The 17,959-nt window shown below is 47.9% G+C and carries 9 protein-coding genes; all 9 read left to right on the top strand.

Features of this window, described 5'->3' with window-relative positions:
* The first annotated feature begins 64 nt into the window (after window positions 1-64).
* The 9 genes from ACOJUO_RS12570 (at window position 65) to ACOJUO_RS12530 (ending at window position 17,740) form a co-directional block, all read left to right on the top strand.
* Complete coding sequence (locus ACOJUO_RS12570) at window positions 65-2,161, top strand: hypothetical protein (RefSeq protein ID WP_422139976.1); 2,097 nt, start codon at window positions 65-67, stop codon at window positions 2,159-2,161.
* A gap of 52 nt (window positions 2,162-2,213) precedes the next feature.
* Entirely contained in the window at window positions 2,214-2,522 is a 309-nt protein-coding gene (locus ACOJUO_RS12565) for a hypothetical protein (protein WP_422139975.1), read from the top strand.
* Between the two features lie 209 nt (window positions 2,523-2,731).
* On the top strand, window positions 2,732-4,816 hold the full coding sequence (locus ACOJUO_RS12560; protein WP_422139974.1) for a hypothetical protein: 2,085 nt from the start codon (window positions 2,732-2,734) through the stop codon (window positions 4,814-4,816).
* A gap of 187 nt (window positions 4,817-5,003) precedes the next feature.
* Complete coding sequence (locus tag ACOJUO_RS12555; RefSeq protein ID WP_422139973.1) at window positions 5,004-7,136, top strand: hypothetical protein; 2,133 nt, start codon at window positions 5,004-5,006, stop codon at window positions 7,134-7,136.
* 208 nt (window positions 7,137-7,344) lie between these two features.
* Window positions 7,345-9,372 carry a hypothetical protein gene (locus ACOJUO_RS12550; protein ID WP_422139972.1) on the top strand — a complete coding sequence of 676 codons (2,028 nt, stop codon included), beginning with the start codon at window positions 7,345-7,347 and terminating at the stop codon, window positions 9,370-9,372.
* Window positions 9,373-9,513: 141 nt separating this feature from the next.
* Complete coding sequence (locus ACOJUO_RS12545) at window positions 9,514-11,502, top strand: hypothetical protein (protein WP_422139971.1); 1,989 nt, start codon at window positions 9,514-9,516, stop codon at window positions 11,500-11,502.
* A gap of 269 nt (window positions 11,503-11,771) precedes the next feature.
* The gene (locus ACOJUO_RS12540; protein ID WP_422139970.1) at window positions 11,772-13,127 is read left to right on the top strand and encodes a hypothetical protein; all 1,356 of its coding nucleotides are present in this window, start codon (window positions 11,772-11,774) and stop codon (window positions 13,125-13,127) included.
* A 132-nt stretch (window positions 13,128-13,259) separates the two neighbouring features.
* Window positions 13,260-15,548, top strand: coding sequence for a hypothetical protein (locus ACOJUO_RS12535; RefSeq protein WP_422139969.1), 2,289 nt, complete (start codon window positions 13,260-13,262; stop codon window positions 15,546-15,548).
* A gap of 605 nt (window positions 15,549-16,153) precedes the next feature.
* Window positions 16,154-17,740, top strand: a complete 1,587-nt coding sequence (locus tag ACOJUO_RS12530) for a hypothetical protein (protein WP_422139968.1) — start codon at window positions 16,154-16,156, stop codon at window positions 17,738-17,740.
* The last annotated feature ends 219 nt before the right edge of the window (window positions 17,741-17,959 follow it).

Raw genomic sequence — 17,959 nt, 5'->3', positions numbered from 1 at the left:
TCCTTCCTATCTGTAGTCAGAATGCAAGAATAGAATTATTAAACACTCACTCTTTGCGGCACCTTTGTTGCTTCTACTGTCGCTGTCTCTCGCCTGTCAGGCTAAACTGTGGACAGGATGCTTTGCTGTTGAACTTGAAAAGAATTCAGGTTCGGCAAAACAGGGCTTTTCCATAAAGCGTAACCGACTAACACTAGCGGGAAACCCGTCAGACACTGTCGACATAGACGGCTATACCGGAGCAGCTTCACCACCAGATGACAAACGACACAGGCATGGCGATTCGAGCATTATTGAATTAATTTCATGGCAATGGCTTTACGCTGCTGACCTGCTGGTTGCTTTCGAACTGATCTTGACCGTTCAGGACGCTCTTCTTAAGTCAGAGCCTTATTCATGGCCACCTTTAGAAACGACTATTGTTGTCGCTTGGCTTCTAAAAAGCACCCGGAACCCTGATTCACCAATGTTTAACCCGATTGAACAACATGAGTCGAGTCAGGATCAGCCCTTTGCAACCATCACTACGATGTTTGGCTCCGAACGTAACCCACCACAATACCAGCCATCAGAATCACCGGGGCAGCAGACCCCAAAAGCCATCACCCAACCTGCGAGCTATTTTACTGATCCACTGTCCTCTGACTCTGGCGACGGTAACGAAGACCCTCAACAACACTTACACACTTTTGGTGTAAATTGTCTCGTTTATCCCTGTAATGGCGTTTGTCAATTCCGCCCCTCTTCCGATAACAGCGGTCCCGCTGAATGGCCGCTGAATTCCGGAGAAAGTTCCACAGGTCACTCAAAAGCAATATCCAAACAGAGTTCATGCCCTCATTTCGCTAATAGATACTGTCTGACTTGCACCTGTTATTTTGTTCCTGTAAATGCTATAGATACCCAACAAAACTCGACTTTCGTAACATTAGACGATCTTTCTGACATTGAATGCCCATTCGATTCTGGTCGACAGTTTGACTTACAGGCCTATGACATTGATAGCAGCCCGACCCATAGCTTCAACTCTATAGACTTAATGAATGCAGGGCCAGACTCAACAACTAATGTGACCGGGCCACTCAATGATGATGTGCCAATACCCGGCTACTGGCCATCCAACGCTCATCATTCTGCGGTTGTTAGTGGATCTTATCTGCAGAGTCTTCCCGAAGAAGCCGGGTTTTCCTCTATGCTCCCGCACCTGCCACCTCCAGTGGAAACTTCAGAAACACAACAAACCAATGCTGAATCTTCCCCATTGAGTCAACGCCAACCTCATCTTACCTCGACAGACACTGAACAGGCCCCTTCAGATCCAGAAAGCAAAGGCCACACCGGACAAAAAGTCTGTGATGTGAACGTGGTCAAGGAGGATGGCCAGCAGAAACCATGCGCGAAGGTCTTCAAGAATGCCAAAACCTTGTCGAATCACAGAAAAAGAGTCCACTCAGGGAAAAAAACCTGCTCGGCAACAATGCTTGGTGCAAATAACCAGCGGCAGCCATGTGGGCTAGTCTGCAAGAACTATCAGTTCCTTTTAGAACACAAAAGAAGAGAGCACAGCGGGCAGCAAATCTGCTACGTAAAAATAGTCGGAGAAGATGGCCAGCCACAGCAATGCAGGAAGGTCTTCAAGAACCCTAATAGCCTGTCGACTCACAAAAGAAGCACCCACAGCGGGCAACGAACCTGTGAGGTAATAGTGACCGGGAAGGATGGCCAGCCAAGGCAATGCGGATTGGTTTGCAGGAGTGCTCATGCCCTGTCGGCTCACAAAAGCGGTTATCACAGCGGACAAAAAACCTGTGACCTGGACATGGTCGGGGAGGATGGCCAACAAAGACTGTGCGGAATGGTCTGCAAAAATGCGAGAACCCTGTACTATCACAAAGCAAAAGACCACAGCGGGCAACAAACCTGTAACCTAAGCTTGGTGGGAAAGGATGGTCAACGGCAGCCATGCGGCAAAATAAGCAGCAATCTCAGATCTCTAACGGTTCACAAAAGAAGATACCACAGAGGGCAACAAACCTGTGAAATAACCGTAGTTGGGGAGGATGGAGAGCAGCGACCATGCGGAATGGCCTTCGAAAGCAAAGGCGCCCTGTCGGATCACAAAAGAATACATCTAAAACACAAGCCTTTTGATCTGGATTAGTAATGGCTTCAATGCAGTCCTCTCAGTCAGGAGCAACACCCGGACAAGACTCATGCTCCCATTTTGCAAGAATGCTCGCGTCCTGACGGATCACAAAAGAAGTACCCACAGCGGACAACAAATCTGTGACTTAATCTTGTTGAGAGAGGACGGTCAACAGCAGCCATGCGGCAGAGTCTTCAACAATGCCAGAGCCCTGTTTGATCACAGAAGAAGACCCCACATCAGGAAAAAAATCTGTGACGTGCTCCTGGTCAGAGGGGATGAACAACCGAAGTCATTCGGGACTGTCTGTAAGAACTCCAGAGCCCTGTCGTATCACAAAAAAAATATCACTCCCAACAATAAATCCGTGACTTGACTGAAGTTGGGCAGGATGGGGGCAGAGTCCATGGGGGAAAGTCTGCAAGAGTGGTGTTTCCCGTTACAACCTTTGGTTTTTGACAGAGTTTTTCTGACGGAAAGATTTTGACAGATGAACACGTTTATTTTCTTGATCTATTCTTCCTTTCTGAAAAACCATGATGCAAGGATAGGATTATTAATCTCTCACTCCTTGCGGCAACGCTGTTGCTGCTATTGTCGTTGCCCGTCATCAGCCAGACTAGCCCGTGGTCAGGACCTCTCGTTGTCGAGTTTGTACAAGATTCAGGTTCTCCAAATGAGAGCTTTTCTATCGGACAGGTCTGGCATATATTACCAAATGAACCTTCAAATGTTGCCGTCAGAAACCACTATGCAGAACCAGATCTGCCACCCGAAATTAAACGATACAATAACTACAGTTACAGTCTGAAAACAACACTTATTGAGTCGGTTTTCTGGCAGTTGCTTTCTGCCAACGAGCTGCTGGCTGCCTACAAACTGATCCTGACTACTAAAAACACCCCCCTGAGCACCACACCTTATTCATGGATACCCGCAGAGGCGACTATAGCGGCGATCTGGATTATAAAAAACTATTGGCACCCCGATTCACCACTGCTTAACCCGATTGAACTACAGTCGACTTCTATGTTGACACAGTGGGAACAGCCGTTTTCAGCCATGATGACGTTTGGCTCCAGACATGACCTACAAAAATGCCAACCATTAGAATCATCGAGGCAGCATGCCCCGCAAGCCACTAGCCACCCTGCGGGCTATTCGACCACCCCACTGAATAACAAGTATGGCGGCAATAACGGAGGTCCTGACCAACAGCTGCATACTTTGGATTTTAATTGTTTCGTTTATCCCTGCCTCGGTGTTTGTCGATTGCGACTACCATCCGATAGCAGATGGCCCGCTGAATGGATGATGAATTCCAAAGAGAGTGCAGCAGGCCAAACAGGAGCAATACCAGGACAAAGCTCATGCCCTCATTTAGCTGATGGAAACTGTCTTGGTTGCATAGACTATTCATATTCTGAAGACGCTATACATCCCGAACAAAACTCGCTTTTCTACACGTCAAACTATCTCCCTGACATCCAACTCCCATTCGATTCTGCCCCACTATCAGAGCCACTGCTCCACGACATTAGTGGCAAGCCCGACAATAGCAGCAACTATACAAACGAAGTCGCCTTAATCGGGGTCACCTCAGAGTCAATGGTTGCTGGAGCAATCTGTGCAACCAAGACTCCCGCACCACTCCATGATGATATGGCAGGGAATTTGTCTTCCGGCGCTGACGGTTTTGCAATCATTAGCAGGTCACTCGACCCAAATAATCTTCTCGAAGGAGCCACTGCTTCGGTTACTAACTGGTTCACCCCGTCATTGGCTGAACATTGCCAATACAACCTGTTGAATTACAGAGGCAACATCCGCACCGGGCAGGAAATATGTGACTTGACAGTAATCGGTCAGGATAATATGCCACAGCCATGCGGAAAAGTTTTCACGAATGCTAAATATCTGTCATCTCATAAAAACAGAATCCACAGGGGGCAAAAAATCTGTTATCTGACCGTGGTCGGTAAGAATGGCAAGCAGCGAGCATGTGGGATGGTCTTTAGGAATATTAAAGCCCTGTCGTATCACAAAATAAGCCAACACACCGGAGAACAAACCTGTAGCATGACCGTGGTCAGGGAGGATGGTCAGAAACGACCATGCGGTAAGGTCTGCAGGTCTTATAAATCCCTGTTGGATCACGAAAGAAGAGGGCATAGTCGGCAACAAACCTGTAACACGACCGTAACCGGAGAGGATGGCCAGCCGCAGCCATGCGGAAAGGTTTGCAAGAGCGCTAAAGCTCTTTCCGATCATAAAAGAAGAAAACACACCGGGCAAAAAACTTGTGACTTCAGAGTGGTCAGGGAGGATGGCCAGCTGCAGTCATGCGGGAAGATCCTCAGCAATGCCAGGGCCCTGTCGGATCATAAAAGAAGAAATCACAGCGAGCAAAAAACCTGTGAAACAATAGTGATCGCAGAGGATGGTCAGCCCAGGCCGTGCGGGAAGGTCTGCAAGAGTGCCCTGACCCTGCTTGAACACATAAGAGGATGCCACGCCAAGAAAAAGACCTGTAACTTTATAGTGGTCGCCAAGGATGGCCAGCAACGGCCATGTGGAAAAGTCTACAAAAGTGTTCTTTCCCTGGCAATTCACAAATGTTCACATGGAAAACTCAAGTTTGATGGTCTGGAGGATAGCCCCAATCCTTGATCTGAAACACTCTTTAATGAGGTTTTGCCTCCTACAACCTTTGGCTTTTGACAGAGTTTTTTTAACAGAAGAACTTCAGCAGAAAAACACGCTTATTTTCTTGATCTATCCTTCGCTTTTTAAACCAGAAGGCAAGGATAGAATTATTAAACATACACTCTTCGCAGCACAGGTGTTGTTGCTTCTGTTGCGGTCTGTCTTCTGTCCGGCCGAACCGTCGACAGAACGTTTTTCTGTTAAGCTTGAACAGAATTCAGGCTCTCCAATACAGAGCTTTTCCAAGTGTGACTGTCATACATTGCCGGGCAGCCTGTCAGGCACGGACTGCAATACCATCTGTACAGGCTCCTTTTCGCTACCCGAGAATAAACGACAAATATTTCTCAGTTTCGAAATAAAATCGACCATTCCCGAGTCGATTTCGTGGCAATGGCTTTATGCCACCCAGCTGCTGGTTGCCTGTGAACTGATCCTGACTGCCAGAGACACCCTAATGATCTCCAAACCATATTTATGCCTGCCTGTAAAATTGGTTGTCGCTATCGGTTGGCTTTTGAAAAGTGACTGGAATCCCGATTCACCATTGTTTAGTCCTATTGTACGACATTGTTCATTTATTCTGACATGGGAGGATCGTCTGTTTGCGGTCATCACTTCAGCACTTGACTCTGGAAAGAACTCAGCACAATACCAGTCATCAGAATCATCCGGCCAAAACACCAGGGAAAAACTCACCTTCACTAAAGGCTATTTCAGCAACCTCCTGTATCCTGACTCTGACAATGGTGACGAGGGCCCTGAACAACACCAACACACGCTGAATTTAAATTGCTACGTCTATCCCTGTAATAACGTTTGCATATTCCGACCATCATTCGATAGTTGCGAGTTATCTGAACAGCCACTGGATTACAGAGGAAGCTCACCTCATCTGGCTAATGGACACTGCCTGGATTACATAGATCTTTGTCATCCGGAGACTGCTGAAGACTCCCGGGAAGACCCGCTTCCTGAAATACTGAATGATTTTTCTGATATACAACCCCTATTCAATTCACACCCAGTATTTGCTGGCAACTCTGTAGACGGGATCGCATTAAATGGAATCGCTTCTACAACAAATGCTGCCGAACCATTTAATGATGAATTGCCAATGCCCGGGAATTGGCCTTACACCGCTGACCATTTAATGGACATTAATGGCTCAAGCGATCTATATGATCTTCTCAGAGAGTCCGTTTTTTCCTCAACGCCTGATTATTCAGAAATACCTGGATCAACTACTGAATCATCCCAACCGGATGATGACCAACCTCATCTTTCCCCGGTAGGCGCAATAAATGCCAAAAACGACAGAAGACAACCAACCTGTGACGTAACAACAGTGGGAAAAGATGGCCAGTTGCGGCCATGTGGGGCCATCTTCAAGAATGCTCAATCTCTATCGGCTCACAGATACAGTTACCATACCGGGCAAAAAACCTGCACCAAGATTCTGATCGGAAAAGATGGCCAGTCACGGCCATGTGGGCTCGTCCTCAAGAATGCTCAATCTCTGTCGGCTCACAAAAGCAGTTACCATAGCGGGCAAAAAACCTGCAACGAGATTCTGGTCGCGGAGGATGGCCAGTCGCGCCGATGTGGGGCCGTCTGCAAGAATGCTCAAACCCTGTCGAGACACAAACAAAGAGACCACACCGGACAACAAAGCTGTGACATAAGCGTGTTTGGGAAGGATGGCCAGCTGCGACTCTGCGGGAAGGTCTGCAATAATGTCATTGCCCTGAGGGATCACAAAAGAAGAGCCCACGCCAAAGAATATGCCTGTCGGGCAACAGTGGTTGTGAAGAGTGGCCAGTCGCAGCCATGTGCAAGAGTTTGCAAGAGTCTTCAAGCCATGTCGGCTCACAAAACAAAATACCACAGCGGGCAACAAACCTGTGACGTGACCATGGTTGGGGAGGATGGCCAGCAGCAACCATGCGGAAAAGTCTTCAGTAATACCAGAACCCTTATGAGTCACAATCGAAGAGATCACTGTGAACAACAAATCTGTAACCTGACCGTGGTCGGAAAAAATGGCCTGCAGCAGCCATGCGGGAAGGCCTGTAGGAATGCCAAGGCTATGTCATCTCACAAAAGCAAATACCATACCGGGCGAAAAACCTGTGAAGTGACCGTAGTCGGGGAGGATGGTCAGCCGCAGCCATGCGGGAAGATCTGCAACACTGCTCAAGCCCTGAACAATCACAAAAGGGTACATCGAAAGCACAAGCCTGTTGATGTTGACCAGGAGGCTGACAGAGGACAGCGCCCGTAGAGAGGATGCTCAAGTCCGACAGGCTCCTGGCAAATAGCTTCATAGACTTCGGCTTCAGTCCATAATCTGACACCCGCACCTTCTCATAAGGTGATCTATCCTTCATCTCTGTAAACCAGAATGCAAGGATAGGATTATTAAACACTCACTCTTAGCGGCACCACTAATACTGCTATTGTCTTTGTCAGTCGCCTTTAAGGCCGAACCATTGACACGACGTTTTATTGTCGAGCTCGAGCAGGATGCTGATTCTCCAAAACAGAACTTTTCTATAAAATGTGACCGTCCTACATTACCGGACAAAGCTTCAGGCACTGCCGACAACAACGGCTGCACAGGTTCCGATTTACCGCCTGATGGCAAACGACACAGACCTTACGTTTACGGGATAAAAACGCCCCTTGTTACATCGATTTTATTGCCTATGCTTTACGCCACTCACCTTCTGGTTGCTTACGAACTGATCCTGACTACCAAAGATGCCCCTCCGGACTCACTCCCCTATTCATGGTTGCCTTTAGACCTGGTTGTCGTTATCAGTTGGCTTTCAGAAAGTTATTGCAGTCCCGATTCACTGCTGTTTAAAGCCATTGAACGACGGGTGGCCTCCATGTCAACAACGGGGGACCACCCGTTTGCAATCATCACTGCGATGTTTGGCTCCAGACGTGCGTCACCACACCATCAGCCATCAGAATCCTCCGCCCAGCAAGTCCCACATGACACTGCGCAACTTACAGGCTCTTTAATCGGCTCTTTGAATTCTGGCTCCGGAGGCGGTGACCGGGACCCTCAACAAAACGTGCACACTCTGGGCTTGAATTGCTACATTTATCCCTGTCATGGCATTTGTCAATTCCGACTCTCATCCGATGTCAGAGAGCCCGCTAAATGTTTGCCGAACTTCGAAGAAAGTTCGACAAGCCTCACAGCAATATCAGGACAAAGCCCATGCTCTCATTTGGCTGATGGCCACTGCCTTGGTTGCAGAGTTCATTTTGACCCGACAAACCCTTCCAGCTCCCAGCAACTCTCGCCGTCAGGAAAATTGAACAATCTCGCTGCCATTCAACTCCAATCTACTTCTGGCCAATTACTTCAGGCTCATGACATTAATGAAACACCTGCAAATATCTGCAACTACAGAGAGTCAACAGTTGCAGGGACCGCCTGCACCAATGACCCTAAAGGGCCAGTCAATGATGATGTGTCAAAGCCAGTGAATGAAATTAAACATTTCCAACGAGCCCTTTCGGGTCACAAACGCAAACACCGCACCAGGCAACGAACCTGTGACGTGACCGTGGTTGGTAGAGATGGGCAGCAAAAGCCATGCGGAAAGGTCTGCAAAAGGGCTCAGGATCTGCCTGAACACAAATGCAAATATCACGACGGACCAAAAACCTGCAACGTGACCGTAGTTTGGCAAAATGGCCAGCCGCAGTCGTGCGGGAGGACCTGCAAGAATAGCAGCGCCCTGTCAACTCATAAAAGCACATTCCACAGCGGGCAACGAACCTGTGGCGTGCCCGAAGTCAGAGAGGACGGCCAGCTGCAGCCATGCGGGAAAGTCTTCAAGAATGCTCAATCTATGTATTCTCACAAAAAAAGCCATCACAGCGAGCCAAAGACTTGTGTCTTCTCCATGGTCAGGGGAGATGGTCAGCAACGGCCATGCGGGAAAGTCTTTAGGAGTGCTCAGTCTCTGGCAACCCATAAAAGCAGAGTCCACAGAGGGGAACAAACCTGCGAGGTGACGGTGGTCACAGAGGATGGTCGGCTACAGCCATGCGGAAAGATCTGTAAAAACCATCTATGTCTGTCATCTCACAAAGACAGAGTCCACGGTGTTATTCGAACCTGTGATGCGACGGTGATCGGTGAGGACGGTCAACAGCGACCATGCGGAACGGTCTGTAAGAATCCCAAAGTCTTGTCACATCACAAAAGAAACTTCCACTCCGGACAGCAAGTCTGTGACGTGATCGTGGTCGGGGAGGATGGTCAACATCAGCCATGCGGAAGAGTCTGCAAGAGTGCTCCCGCCCTATCAATTCACACAAGAAGAAACCACGGCGAGATAAAATTCTGTGATGCGATCGTGGTCGGGCAAAATGGTCAACAGCGGCCGTGCTGGACGATCTGCAAGAGTGCCCTCGCCCTTTCGGATCACAAAAGGATACATCAAAAACGCAAGCCTGTTGATGTCAAACAGAATGACAAGTTCAGTCCCTGATCTGACACTCGCATTTTCAAGAGTTGATCTATTCTTCCTCTCTGTAAAAGACAATGCAAGGATAGAATGGTTAAGCATATATTCTTTTCAGCAGTGTTGTTGCTGATACTTTCGTTATCTGTCACCTGTCAGGAAGAGCCGTTGACACGACGTTTTTTTGTCGAGCCTGGACAGGATTCAGGCTCTCTAAAAAAGAACTTTTCTATAAAACCTGTCATACCTGCATTGCCGGACAACCCATCAGACATTGCCGACAACGACGGCTGTGCGAGGTCCGGCTCATCGCTTGATAACAAACGTCATAAACAAAACAGTTACGAAACAAAAACGCCCCTTGTTGAGTCGATTTCGTGGCAGTTGCTTCGCGCCACTCACCTGCTGTTTGCTTATGAACTAACCCTGACCACCAGAGATGTTACACTTTACTCTACTCCTTATTCATGGCTACCTGTAGAAGTGGCTATCATTGCCGAGTGGCTTTTGAAAAGCTATTGGAACCCCGGTTTTCCGCTGTTTAGCCCAGTTGAACAAAAAGCAGCATCTGTGGGAGCACACCCGTTTGCTACCATCACTGTGATGTTTGGCTCTGATCATAACCAGCAACAATATCAGTCATCAAAGTCATCCGGGCAGCAAGCCCCAAAGCCTCTCCCTCACCCTAAAGCCTCTTTCATCAGTCAACTGAATAATGACTATGGCGGCAACAGAGGCCCTCAACAACATTCACATACCTTGGAATTAAATTGTTACGTCTCTCCCTGTCATGGCGTTTGTCAATTGCAACCATCATCAGATAGCAGAGAACCCGCTGAATGGTCGCCGAATTCCGTAGCAAGCTCATGTCCCCACTTAGTTATTGGACACTGCTTAAATTGTGTAAGTCATTTTGATTTTTTATACACGGCAGATTCACAAGAAAAATTGTTCCTTGGAGCTTCGAATGATCTTTCTGATGTTCAACTTCCTTTTGATTCTGACCGACTATTTGATGACAACTTTATTGACGGGGTCGCCTTAGACGGGGTCGCCTTAGACGGGGTCGCCCTGGACGGGGTCGCCGATACGACCGGCGCTGCGGGTTCACTCAATGATGATGCACCAGTACTCGCGAGTTTTCCTACTACCACCCATGGTTTTGCGGCCATTAAAAAAGCATCCGATCTACAGCCTCCTATTCAAGAAGACGGTTTTTTTATTACGCTTAAACATTCAGAAACGCAACCAAGATCATCCCAATTGGATCAGAATCTGCCTCGTCTTTCCCGGACGGGGTCAAATCAAGCCACAGCCCACAGCGGACAGAAAGCCTGCAACGCAACAGTCATTGGAAAGGATGGCCAACTCTGGCCATGCGGGAAGGTCTGCAAGAATGCTCAGGCCTTGTCGCTTCACAGAAGAATGCACCACAGCGGGCAAGAAACCTGTAATGCAACAGTGGCCGGAAAGGATAGTCAGCAGCGGCCGTGCGGTAAGATCTGCAAAAATCTTTCATCCCTGTACAATCACAAAAGCAATGCCCACAGCGGACAAAAAACCTGTGCTGCAACAGTGGTTGGTGAGGATGGCCTGCTGCAGCCATGTGGAACAGTATGCAAGAGTACCAAAAGCTTCTCGGATCACAAAAGAAACTTCCACAGTGGTCGAAAAACCTGTGACTTGAAAATAGTCGGGGAAGATGGTCAACCGCGACCATGCGGGACGATCTGCAAAAATTTTTTAACCCTTTCTAATCACAGAAGAGACGTGCACAGCGGACAACAAACCTGTGATGGAATACTGGTCGGGGAGGATGGTCAGCCGCAGCCATGCGGGTTGGTCTGCAAGAATACTCAGATCCTGTCCTATCACAAAAGTTTAATCCACACTGGGCAACAAATCTGTGACGTGACCATAGTCGGGGAAGATGGCCAACAGCAGCCATGCGGGAAGGCCTGTAAGAATGCTCATGCCCTGTCATCTCACAAAAGCAAATACCACACCAGGCCAAAAGCCTTGGGTGAGATAGTGGTCCGGAATAATGACCGGCAGCGGCCACGCGGGAGGGTCCGCCGCCCTGCTGAAACCCTGTCGGACCACAAAAGAAAACATCGAAAACGCAAGCCTGTTGATGCGAACCAGGACGATGACTAAATCAGAATGCAAGATAGAATGATTAAGCACCCATGCTTTATGGCGTCACTTTTGCTGCTGTCGTTACCTGTCGCCTCTGATTGATTCGATGTCGTGGCAATGGTTTTACACCACATACCCGTTGATCGCTTACGAACTGATCCTGACCACTAAAGACACAACAAACACGCTTATGTTCTTGATCTATCCTTCCTCTCTGTATTCAGGAATCCAAGGACAGAATTATTAAAGGCTCACTCTTTGCGGCACCGCTGTTGCTGCTAATTTCGATGTCTTTCGCCTGTCAGGACAAACACTGGACAGGACGCTTTACTGTCGAACCTGAACAAAATTCAGGTTTTCCAAACCAGGGCTTTTCTATGAAGCATAACCTGAACACATTGTCGGGCAAGCCGTATGTCACTACCGACATAAACGACTATTCAGGATCGGATTCACCGCTCTATAGTTCACGACATATATCGTTTATTTATAAATTTAACAGAAGCATCATTGAGTCAATTTCCTGGCATTTGCTTTGCGCTACTCAGCTGCTGGTTGCTAACGAAGTGACCCTGATTGCCAGAGACGACCCACTAAGCTTAGCCCTTTATTCAAAGTTACCTGCCGAAATAATTGTCACAGTCGGCTGGCTTTTAAATAGCTATTGGAGGGCTGATTCACCGCTCTTTAACCGAATACAACAACCTGATCTGATCGCACAACAGGCGAGTCAGAACCACCTGCCTGCGATTACTGTTATGATGTTAAACTCCGGATATAAACCATCAAACTACCAGCCATCACAATCTTCCAGCCAGCGGCCCCCTCAAGCCACCAGCCAATCAGTAAGCTATTTCTCTCATACCTTACATTCTAACTCAGGCAAAGGTAACGGAGACCCTCAACAACACCGTCATACGCTGAGTTTAAATTGTTTCGTCGATCCTTGTCATGGCGTTTGTCAATTCCGATCACTATCCGATAACAGAGGGTCTGATGAAAGTTTGCAGAATTCCCTGGAGACAGGTCAGGCAGAAGCATCTACCAGACAGAGCTCATGCCCTGATGTACCCCATGAATCCTACTTAGGCTGTATCGGCTATCTTGATCCTGTAAACGACAAAGATTCCCGAAAAAACTCACCTGTAGAAACATCCTGTGATCTTTTTGACATTGAACATCCATACGACTCTGGAAATATGTTTGATATAAAGGCCTATGACATTGATAACGACCCAGCCAACTTCAACTTTATAGACCCAATGAGTGCCGAGGCTGGCTTTAAAGATGACACAGGCGGAACACTCAATGATGACGCATCAATGCTCAGGAATGATTACGCTCCCCGGGAATTAACTTCGACTTGTCAGTCAGCCCTGTTGGATCACAGAAGAAAATACCGAAGGCAAAAAGTCTGTGACATGGCCATAGTCGGAAATGATGGCCAAACCCTGTCGGATCAGAAAATAAAAAAAGACTACTCCAGACAAAAAATCTGTGGCTATACCGTGATCAGGGAGGATGGCCTGGAAGGGCCATGCGAAAAGATCTGCAATAATAGTAAAGCCCTGAGGAAGCACAAAAGAAAGCATCGTAAACGCAAGCTTGATGATCTAAGACAAGTCGATAGCTTCAGTCTTTGATCTGACACCCAAAACTCATAAGGGAAGCACAGATACATACTTATTTCTTGATCTATCCTTCCTCTCTGTAAACCAGAATGCAAGGATAGAATTATTCAACACTTACTCTTTACTGCACTGCTTTTGCTACCGTTGTCTTTGGTCTGTCAGGCCGAGCCATGGACAGTGCGTTTTACTGTCAAATTTGAGCAGAGCAAAGGCTCTCAAAAGCAAAACTTTTTTATAGAGAGTGATCGCCGTACTTTGTCGGGCATCCCGTCAGGCAGCACCGAAATAAACGTCCATGAAGGATCATATTTTTCGCCTGATTATAAACGACATAAACACATCGATTACGAAGTAAAAGCCACTATCATTGAATCGATTTCATGGCAATGGCTCTACGCTTCTAGTCTGCTGATTGCTTATAAACTGATCCTGACTATCAAAGACATGCCCTTAAATTCCAATCCTTATTCATGGTTACCTGTAGAAGTGATTGTCGGCTGGCTGTTAAAAAGCTACTGGAAACCCGATTTACTGCTGTTTAACCCGATTGACCAACAAGCAGCATCTATATTGAGACACGGGGGTCAGCCATTTGCGCCCATCACTACAATGTTTGGCTCCGGACATAAATCGTCACAACACCCGTCATCAGAATCATCCGTCCAACAAGCCCCACAAGCCAATAACATACCTACAGGCTATTCAACTCATCTTCTGTATTCTGACTCTGGCGACGGTAATGATGGCCCTGAACAAAACTCACACACTTTAGGTTTAAATTGTTTCGTCCATCCCTGTCATGGCGTTTGTCAATTCCAACCAGCATCCGATAACAGCTGGCCCGTTGAATGGATGCTGAATTCCGAAGAAAATTCGACAAACTACACAGAAGCAGCACCCGGACAAAGCTCACACCCTCATTTACTGGAAGGACACTGCTTAAATTGCATAAGTCAAAGCCAAACCTTTCAGTCTCAGGCTCATCAGCCTGATGATGAGCCAATGTCCCAGGTGGCACCAGCCACTACCGATGATGTGATTATAATCACCGGGTTACTCAATCTACGTAAAAGTAGTTCTCTCGAAGAAACCTCAACTTCCTCTGCACTCACTCATTTGCCCTCTCCATTGGAGACATCAGAAACACAACAAACAACAGAATCATCTCAATTGAGTCAGAGCCCACCTCGCTTTTCCAAGACAGGCACAGCACAGAGCACAGACCACACTCGGCAACGAAGCTGTGACGTGACCATAGACGAGAAGAATGGCCAACAGCAACCCAGCGGGATAATCTTCAAGGGCACTCAAGCCTTGTCAGCTCACAAAAGGTTTAGCCATACAGGACAACATACCTGTGACTTAACTGTGGTCGGGGAGAATAACCAGCAGCGACCATGCGGGATTGTCTGCAAAAATGCTCAAGCCCTCACCGATCACAAAAGAAGATACCACACCGGGCAACAAACCTGTGGCGTAACCGTAGTCGGGCAGGATGGCCAGAAGCGCCCTTGTGGGGCAGTCTGTAAGAATGCTAAAGCCCTGTCGTCTCACAAAAGCGGCATCCACAGGGTGCAACAAATCTGTCGCACAACAGTGATCAGGAATGGCCAGCCGGAGCCATGCGGGGAGCTCTGCAGGACAGCTAAAGCTCTGGCAGGACACAAGCGCAGATACCACAGCGGGAAAAAAACCTGTGACTTTATAGTGTTAGGGGAGGATGGTCAGCAGCGGCCATGCAAAAAGGTTTACAAAAATGCTCAAACTCTGTTGTATCACAAAGGAAAAGAACACGGCAGGAAAAAAACCTGCGATATGATGGTGTTCACAGAGGATGGTCAGCAGCTGCCATGCAGAAAAGCCTTTGGCAATGCTAAAACGCTGTCGTATCACAAAAGAAAAGAACATACAGGACCACAAACCTGTGACGTGACTGTGGTTGGGGAAGCTGGCCAGCAACTGCCGTGCGGGAAGACCTGCAACAATTTTCAAGCCCTCTTGAATCACAAGAAAGCATGCCACACAGAAAAACTTATCTGTAACTTAACTGTGGCCGGGGAGAATGAGCAGCCGCAGCCATGCGGGAAGGTCTGCAAAAATGCTCAGGCCTTGGTGGATCACAAAAGAAGACACCACACCGGGCGGCAAACCTGTAACGAAACCGTCGTCGGTAAGAATCGCCAGCTACGGCCTTGCGGGCGAGTCTGCAAGAACGCCAGAACCCTGTCAGCTCACAAAACCAGGCTTCACAGACAGCAACGGACCTGTCACTTGACAGTGATTGGGGAGGATGGCAAGCAGCGACCATGCGGAAAGGTTTTCAAGGATGCTCAAGCGCTGTCGGATCACAAAAGAATGCATCGAAAACGCAAACCTGCTGACGGGAACCTGGACAATGAACTCAGTCATCAAGAAGGTAAAGTGAGTAAGTAACCATCTGACTCCAATCTTTTCGTGAAGTTTTGCCCTGTAAAGCCTTTAGTTTCTGACAGAAGTTTTTGAATAGAAAAACACGCGAATTGTCTTGATCTATCCTTCCTCTCTGTAAACCAGAACTCAAGGATAGAATTATTAAACACTTACTCATTACTTCGCTGCTTTTTCTGCCACTTACGTTTTCTGTCGTCTGTCAGGCAGAACCGTGGACAAGATGTTTTACTGTCGATCTTGAACAGAGTACAGGATCTCAAAAGCAAAACTTTTTTATACATCCTGAACCCAATATATCGTCGGGCACCCCGTCAGAAATCACCAAAACAAATGTCTATACAAGATCAGACTCACCGCCTGACGATAAACAACATAACGCCTGCAATTACGGGGTAAAAACAACCATTATTGAACCGATTTCATGGCAATGGTTCAACGCCGCGAATCTGGTAATTGCTTACGAACTGATCCTGACCATCAAAGACACGCCCTTAAATTCCAATCCTTACTCGTGGCTACCCGCAGAAGTGATTGTCGGCTGGCTTTTAAAAAGCTCTTGGAAACCTGATTTACAGCTGTATAACCCGATTGAACAGCAGGCGACATCCATGTTGAAACAGAGGAATCAACCATTTGCGACCATCACTACAATGTATGGCTCCGCACATAACCCTCCACAATACCCGTCATCAGAAGCAACTGGCCAGCAAGCCCCACAAGCTACTAACAACCCTACAGGCTATTTCACTCATCGTCTGTATTCTGACTCAGGCAACGGTAATGAAGATCCTGAACAAAACTCACACACTTTAGGTTTAAATTGTTTCATTCATCCCTGCCATGGCGTTTGTCGATTCCGACCAGCGTTCCATAGCAGTGAGCCCGCTGAATGCCCCCTGAATTCCGAAAAAAAATCGACAGACCACATAGAAGCAGCACCCGGACAAAGCTCACGCCCTCATTTTTCAAACAGTCACTGCTTGAGTTGCAAAAGTGATTTTGATTCTTTAAAGGCTACAGATTCGAGACAAATCCCGCCTGTCGATACATTGAATGATCTCTCTCCTAGTCAGTACCAACAGGCTTCCTGCCAACCCTTTCAGCCTGATGAAGCGGGAATGCCTGAGAATTTACCTGCCACCTCTGCTGACATGATTATAATCGACGGGTTACTCAATCTACGTAAGCAGCCTCCTCTCGAAGATGCCAGAAACTCACTGACCATCAACAATTCTTCCACTCCAATAGGGACTTCAGAAATACAACAAACAACAGGATCATCCCAACCGGGTCAGAACCTGCCTCTCTCCCGCACAGCCACGAAGCAGACCTCAGACCGCAGCGGGCAACAAACGTGTGGCTTAACCACCATTGGGCAGGATGGCCAACCGCAGCTTTGTGGTTCAGTCTGCAAGAATGCCAGAGCCCTGTCGTCTCACAAAAGTGGCATCCACAGGGTGCAACAAACCTGTCACTTAACAGTGCTCGGGGAGGATGGTCAGCAGCGATCATGCGGGAAGATCTGCACAAACGCCCAAGCCCTGTCAGCTCACAAAAGAAAAAGCCACACCGGAGAACAATTCTGTGACGTAACCATGGTCGGGCAGGATGGCCAGCTGCAGCCTTGCGGAGAAGTTTGCGAGAATGCTCAAGCCCTGTCATCTCACAAAAGCAACATCCACTGCGGACAAAAAACCTGTGACGTCATCGTGGACGGGCAGGATGGCCAGCCGCAACCTTGCGGAAAAGTTTGCAAGCATGCTAAAAACCTGTCGGATCACAAAAGGAAAGACCACAGCGGGCAACAAACCTGTGACGTTACCCTGGTCGGGCCGGATGGCCAACTGCGACCGTGCGGGGTAGTTTGCAAGAATGCTAAAAACCTGTCGTGTCACAAAAGTGGCATCCACAGGGTGCAACAAACCTGTCACTTCACAGAAGTCGGGGAGGATGGTCAGCAGCAGCCATGCGGGAAGGTCTGCAGAAATGCTCGAGCCCTGATGTATCACAAAAGAAAAGAACACACGGGGCAACATGCCTGTCACTTGACCGTGGTCGGGAAGGATGGCCAACAGCGACCATGCGGAAAGCTCTGTAAGACTGCTAAAGCGCTGTCGGATCACAAAAGAATACATCGAAAACGCAGACCTGCTAACAGGGACCCGGACAACGACCTCAGCAAGGCGGCAAAGTGAGTAAGTAACCGTCTGACTGCAACCCTTTCGTGAGGCTTGCCCTGTACAGCTATAGCCTCCTGGTTTCTGGCAGAAGTTTTTTAATAGAAAAACACGCTGATTTTCTTGATCTATCCTTCCTCTCTGTAAACCAGAACGCAAGGATAGAATTATTCAACACTCACTCTTTTCTGCACTGCTTTGCCTGCTAGTGCCATTGTCTGTCCTCTGTCAGGCAGA

The organism is Endozoicomonas sp. ALC020, assembly GCF_049275935.1.
In the GTDB taxonomy this organism is placed as follows: Bacteria; Pseudomonadota; Gammaproteobacteria; order Pseudomonadales; family Endozoicomonadaceae; genus Endozoicomonas_A.
The sequence above is the reverse complement of the archived record's forward strand: the minus strand, read 5'-3'. Positions and strand labels throughout refer to the sequence as shown.

Excerpts from the sequence above, each read along its gene's own strand:
- ACOJUO_RS12565 (WP_422139975.1), top strand. The coding sequence starts at position 2,214 with ATGCTCCCATTTTGCAAGAATGCTCGCGTCCTGACGGATCACAAAAGA.
- ACOJUO_RS12540 (WP_422139970.1), top strand. The coding sequence starts at position 11,772 with ATGTCTTTCGCCTGTCAGGACAAACACTGGACAGGACGCTTTACTGTC.
- ACOJUO_RS12530 (WP_422139968.1), top strand. The coding sequence starts at position 16,154 with ATGTTGAAACAGAGGAATCAACCATTTGCGACCATCACTACAATGTAT.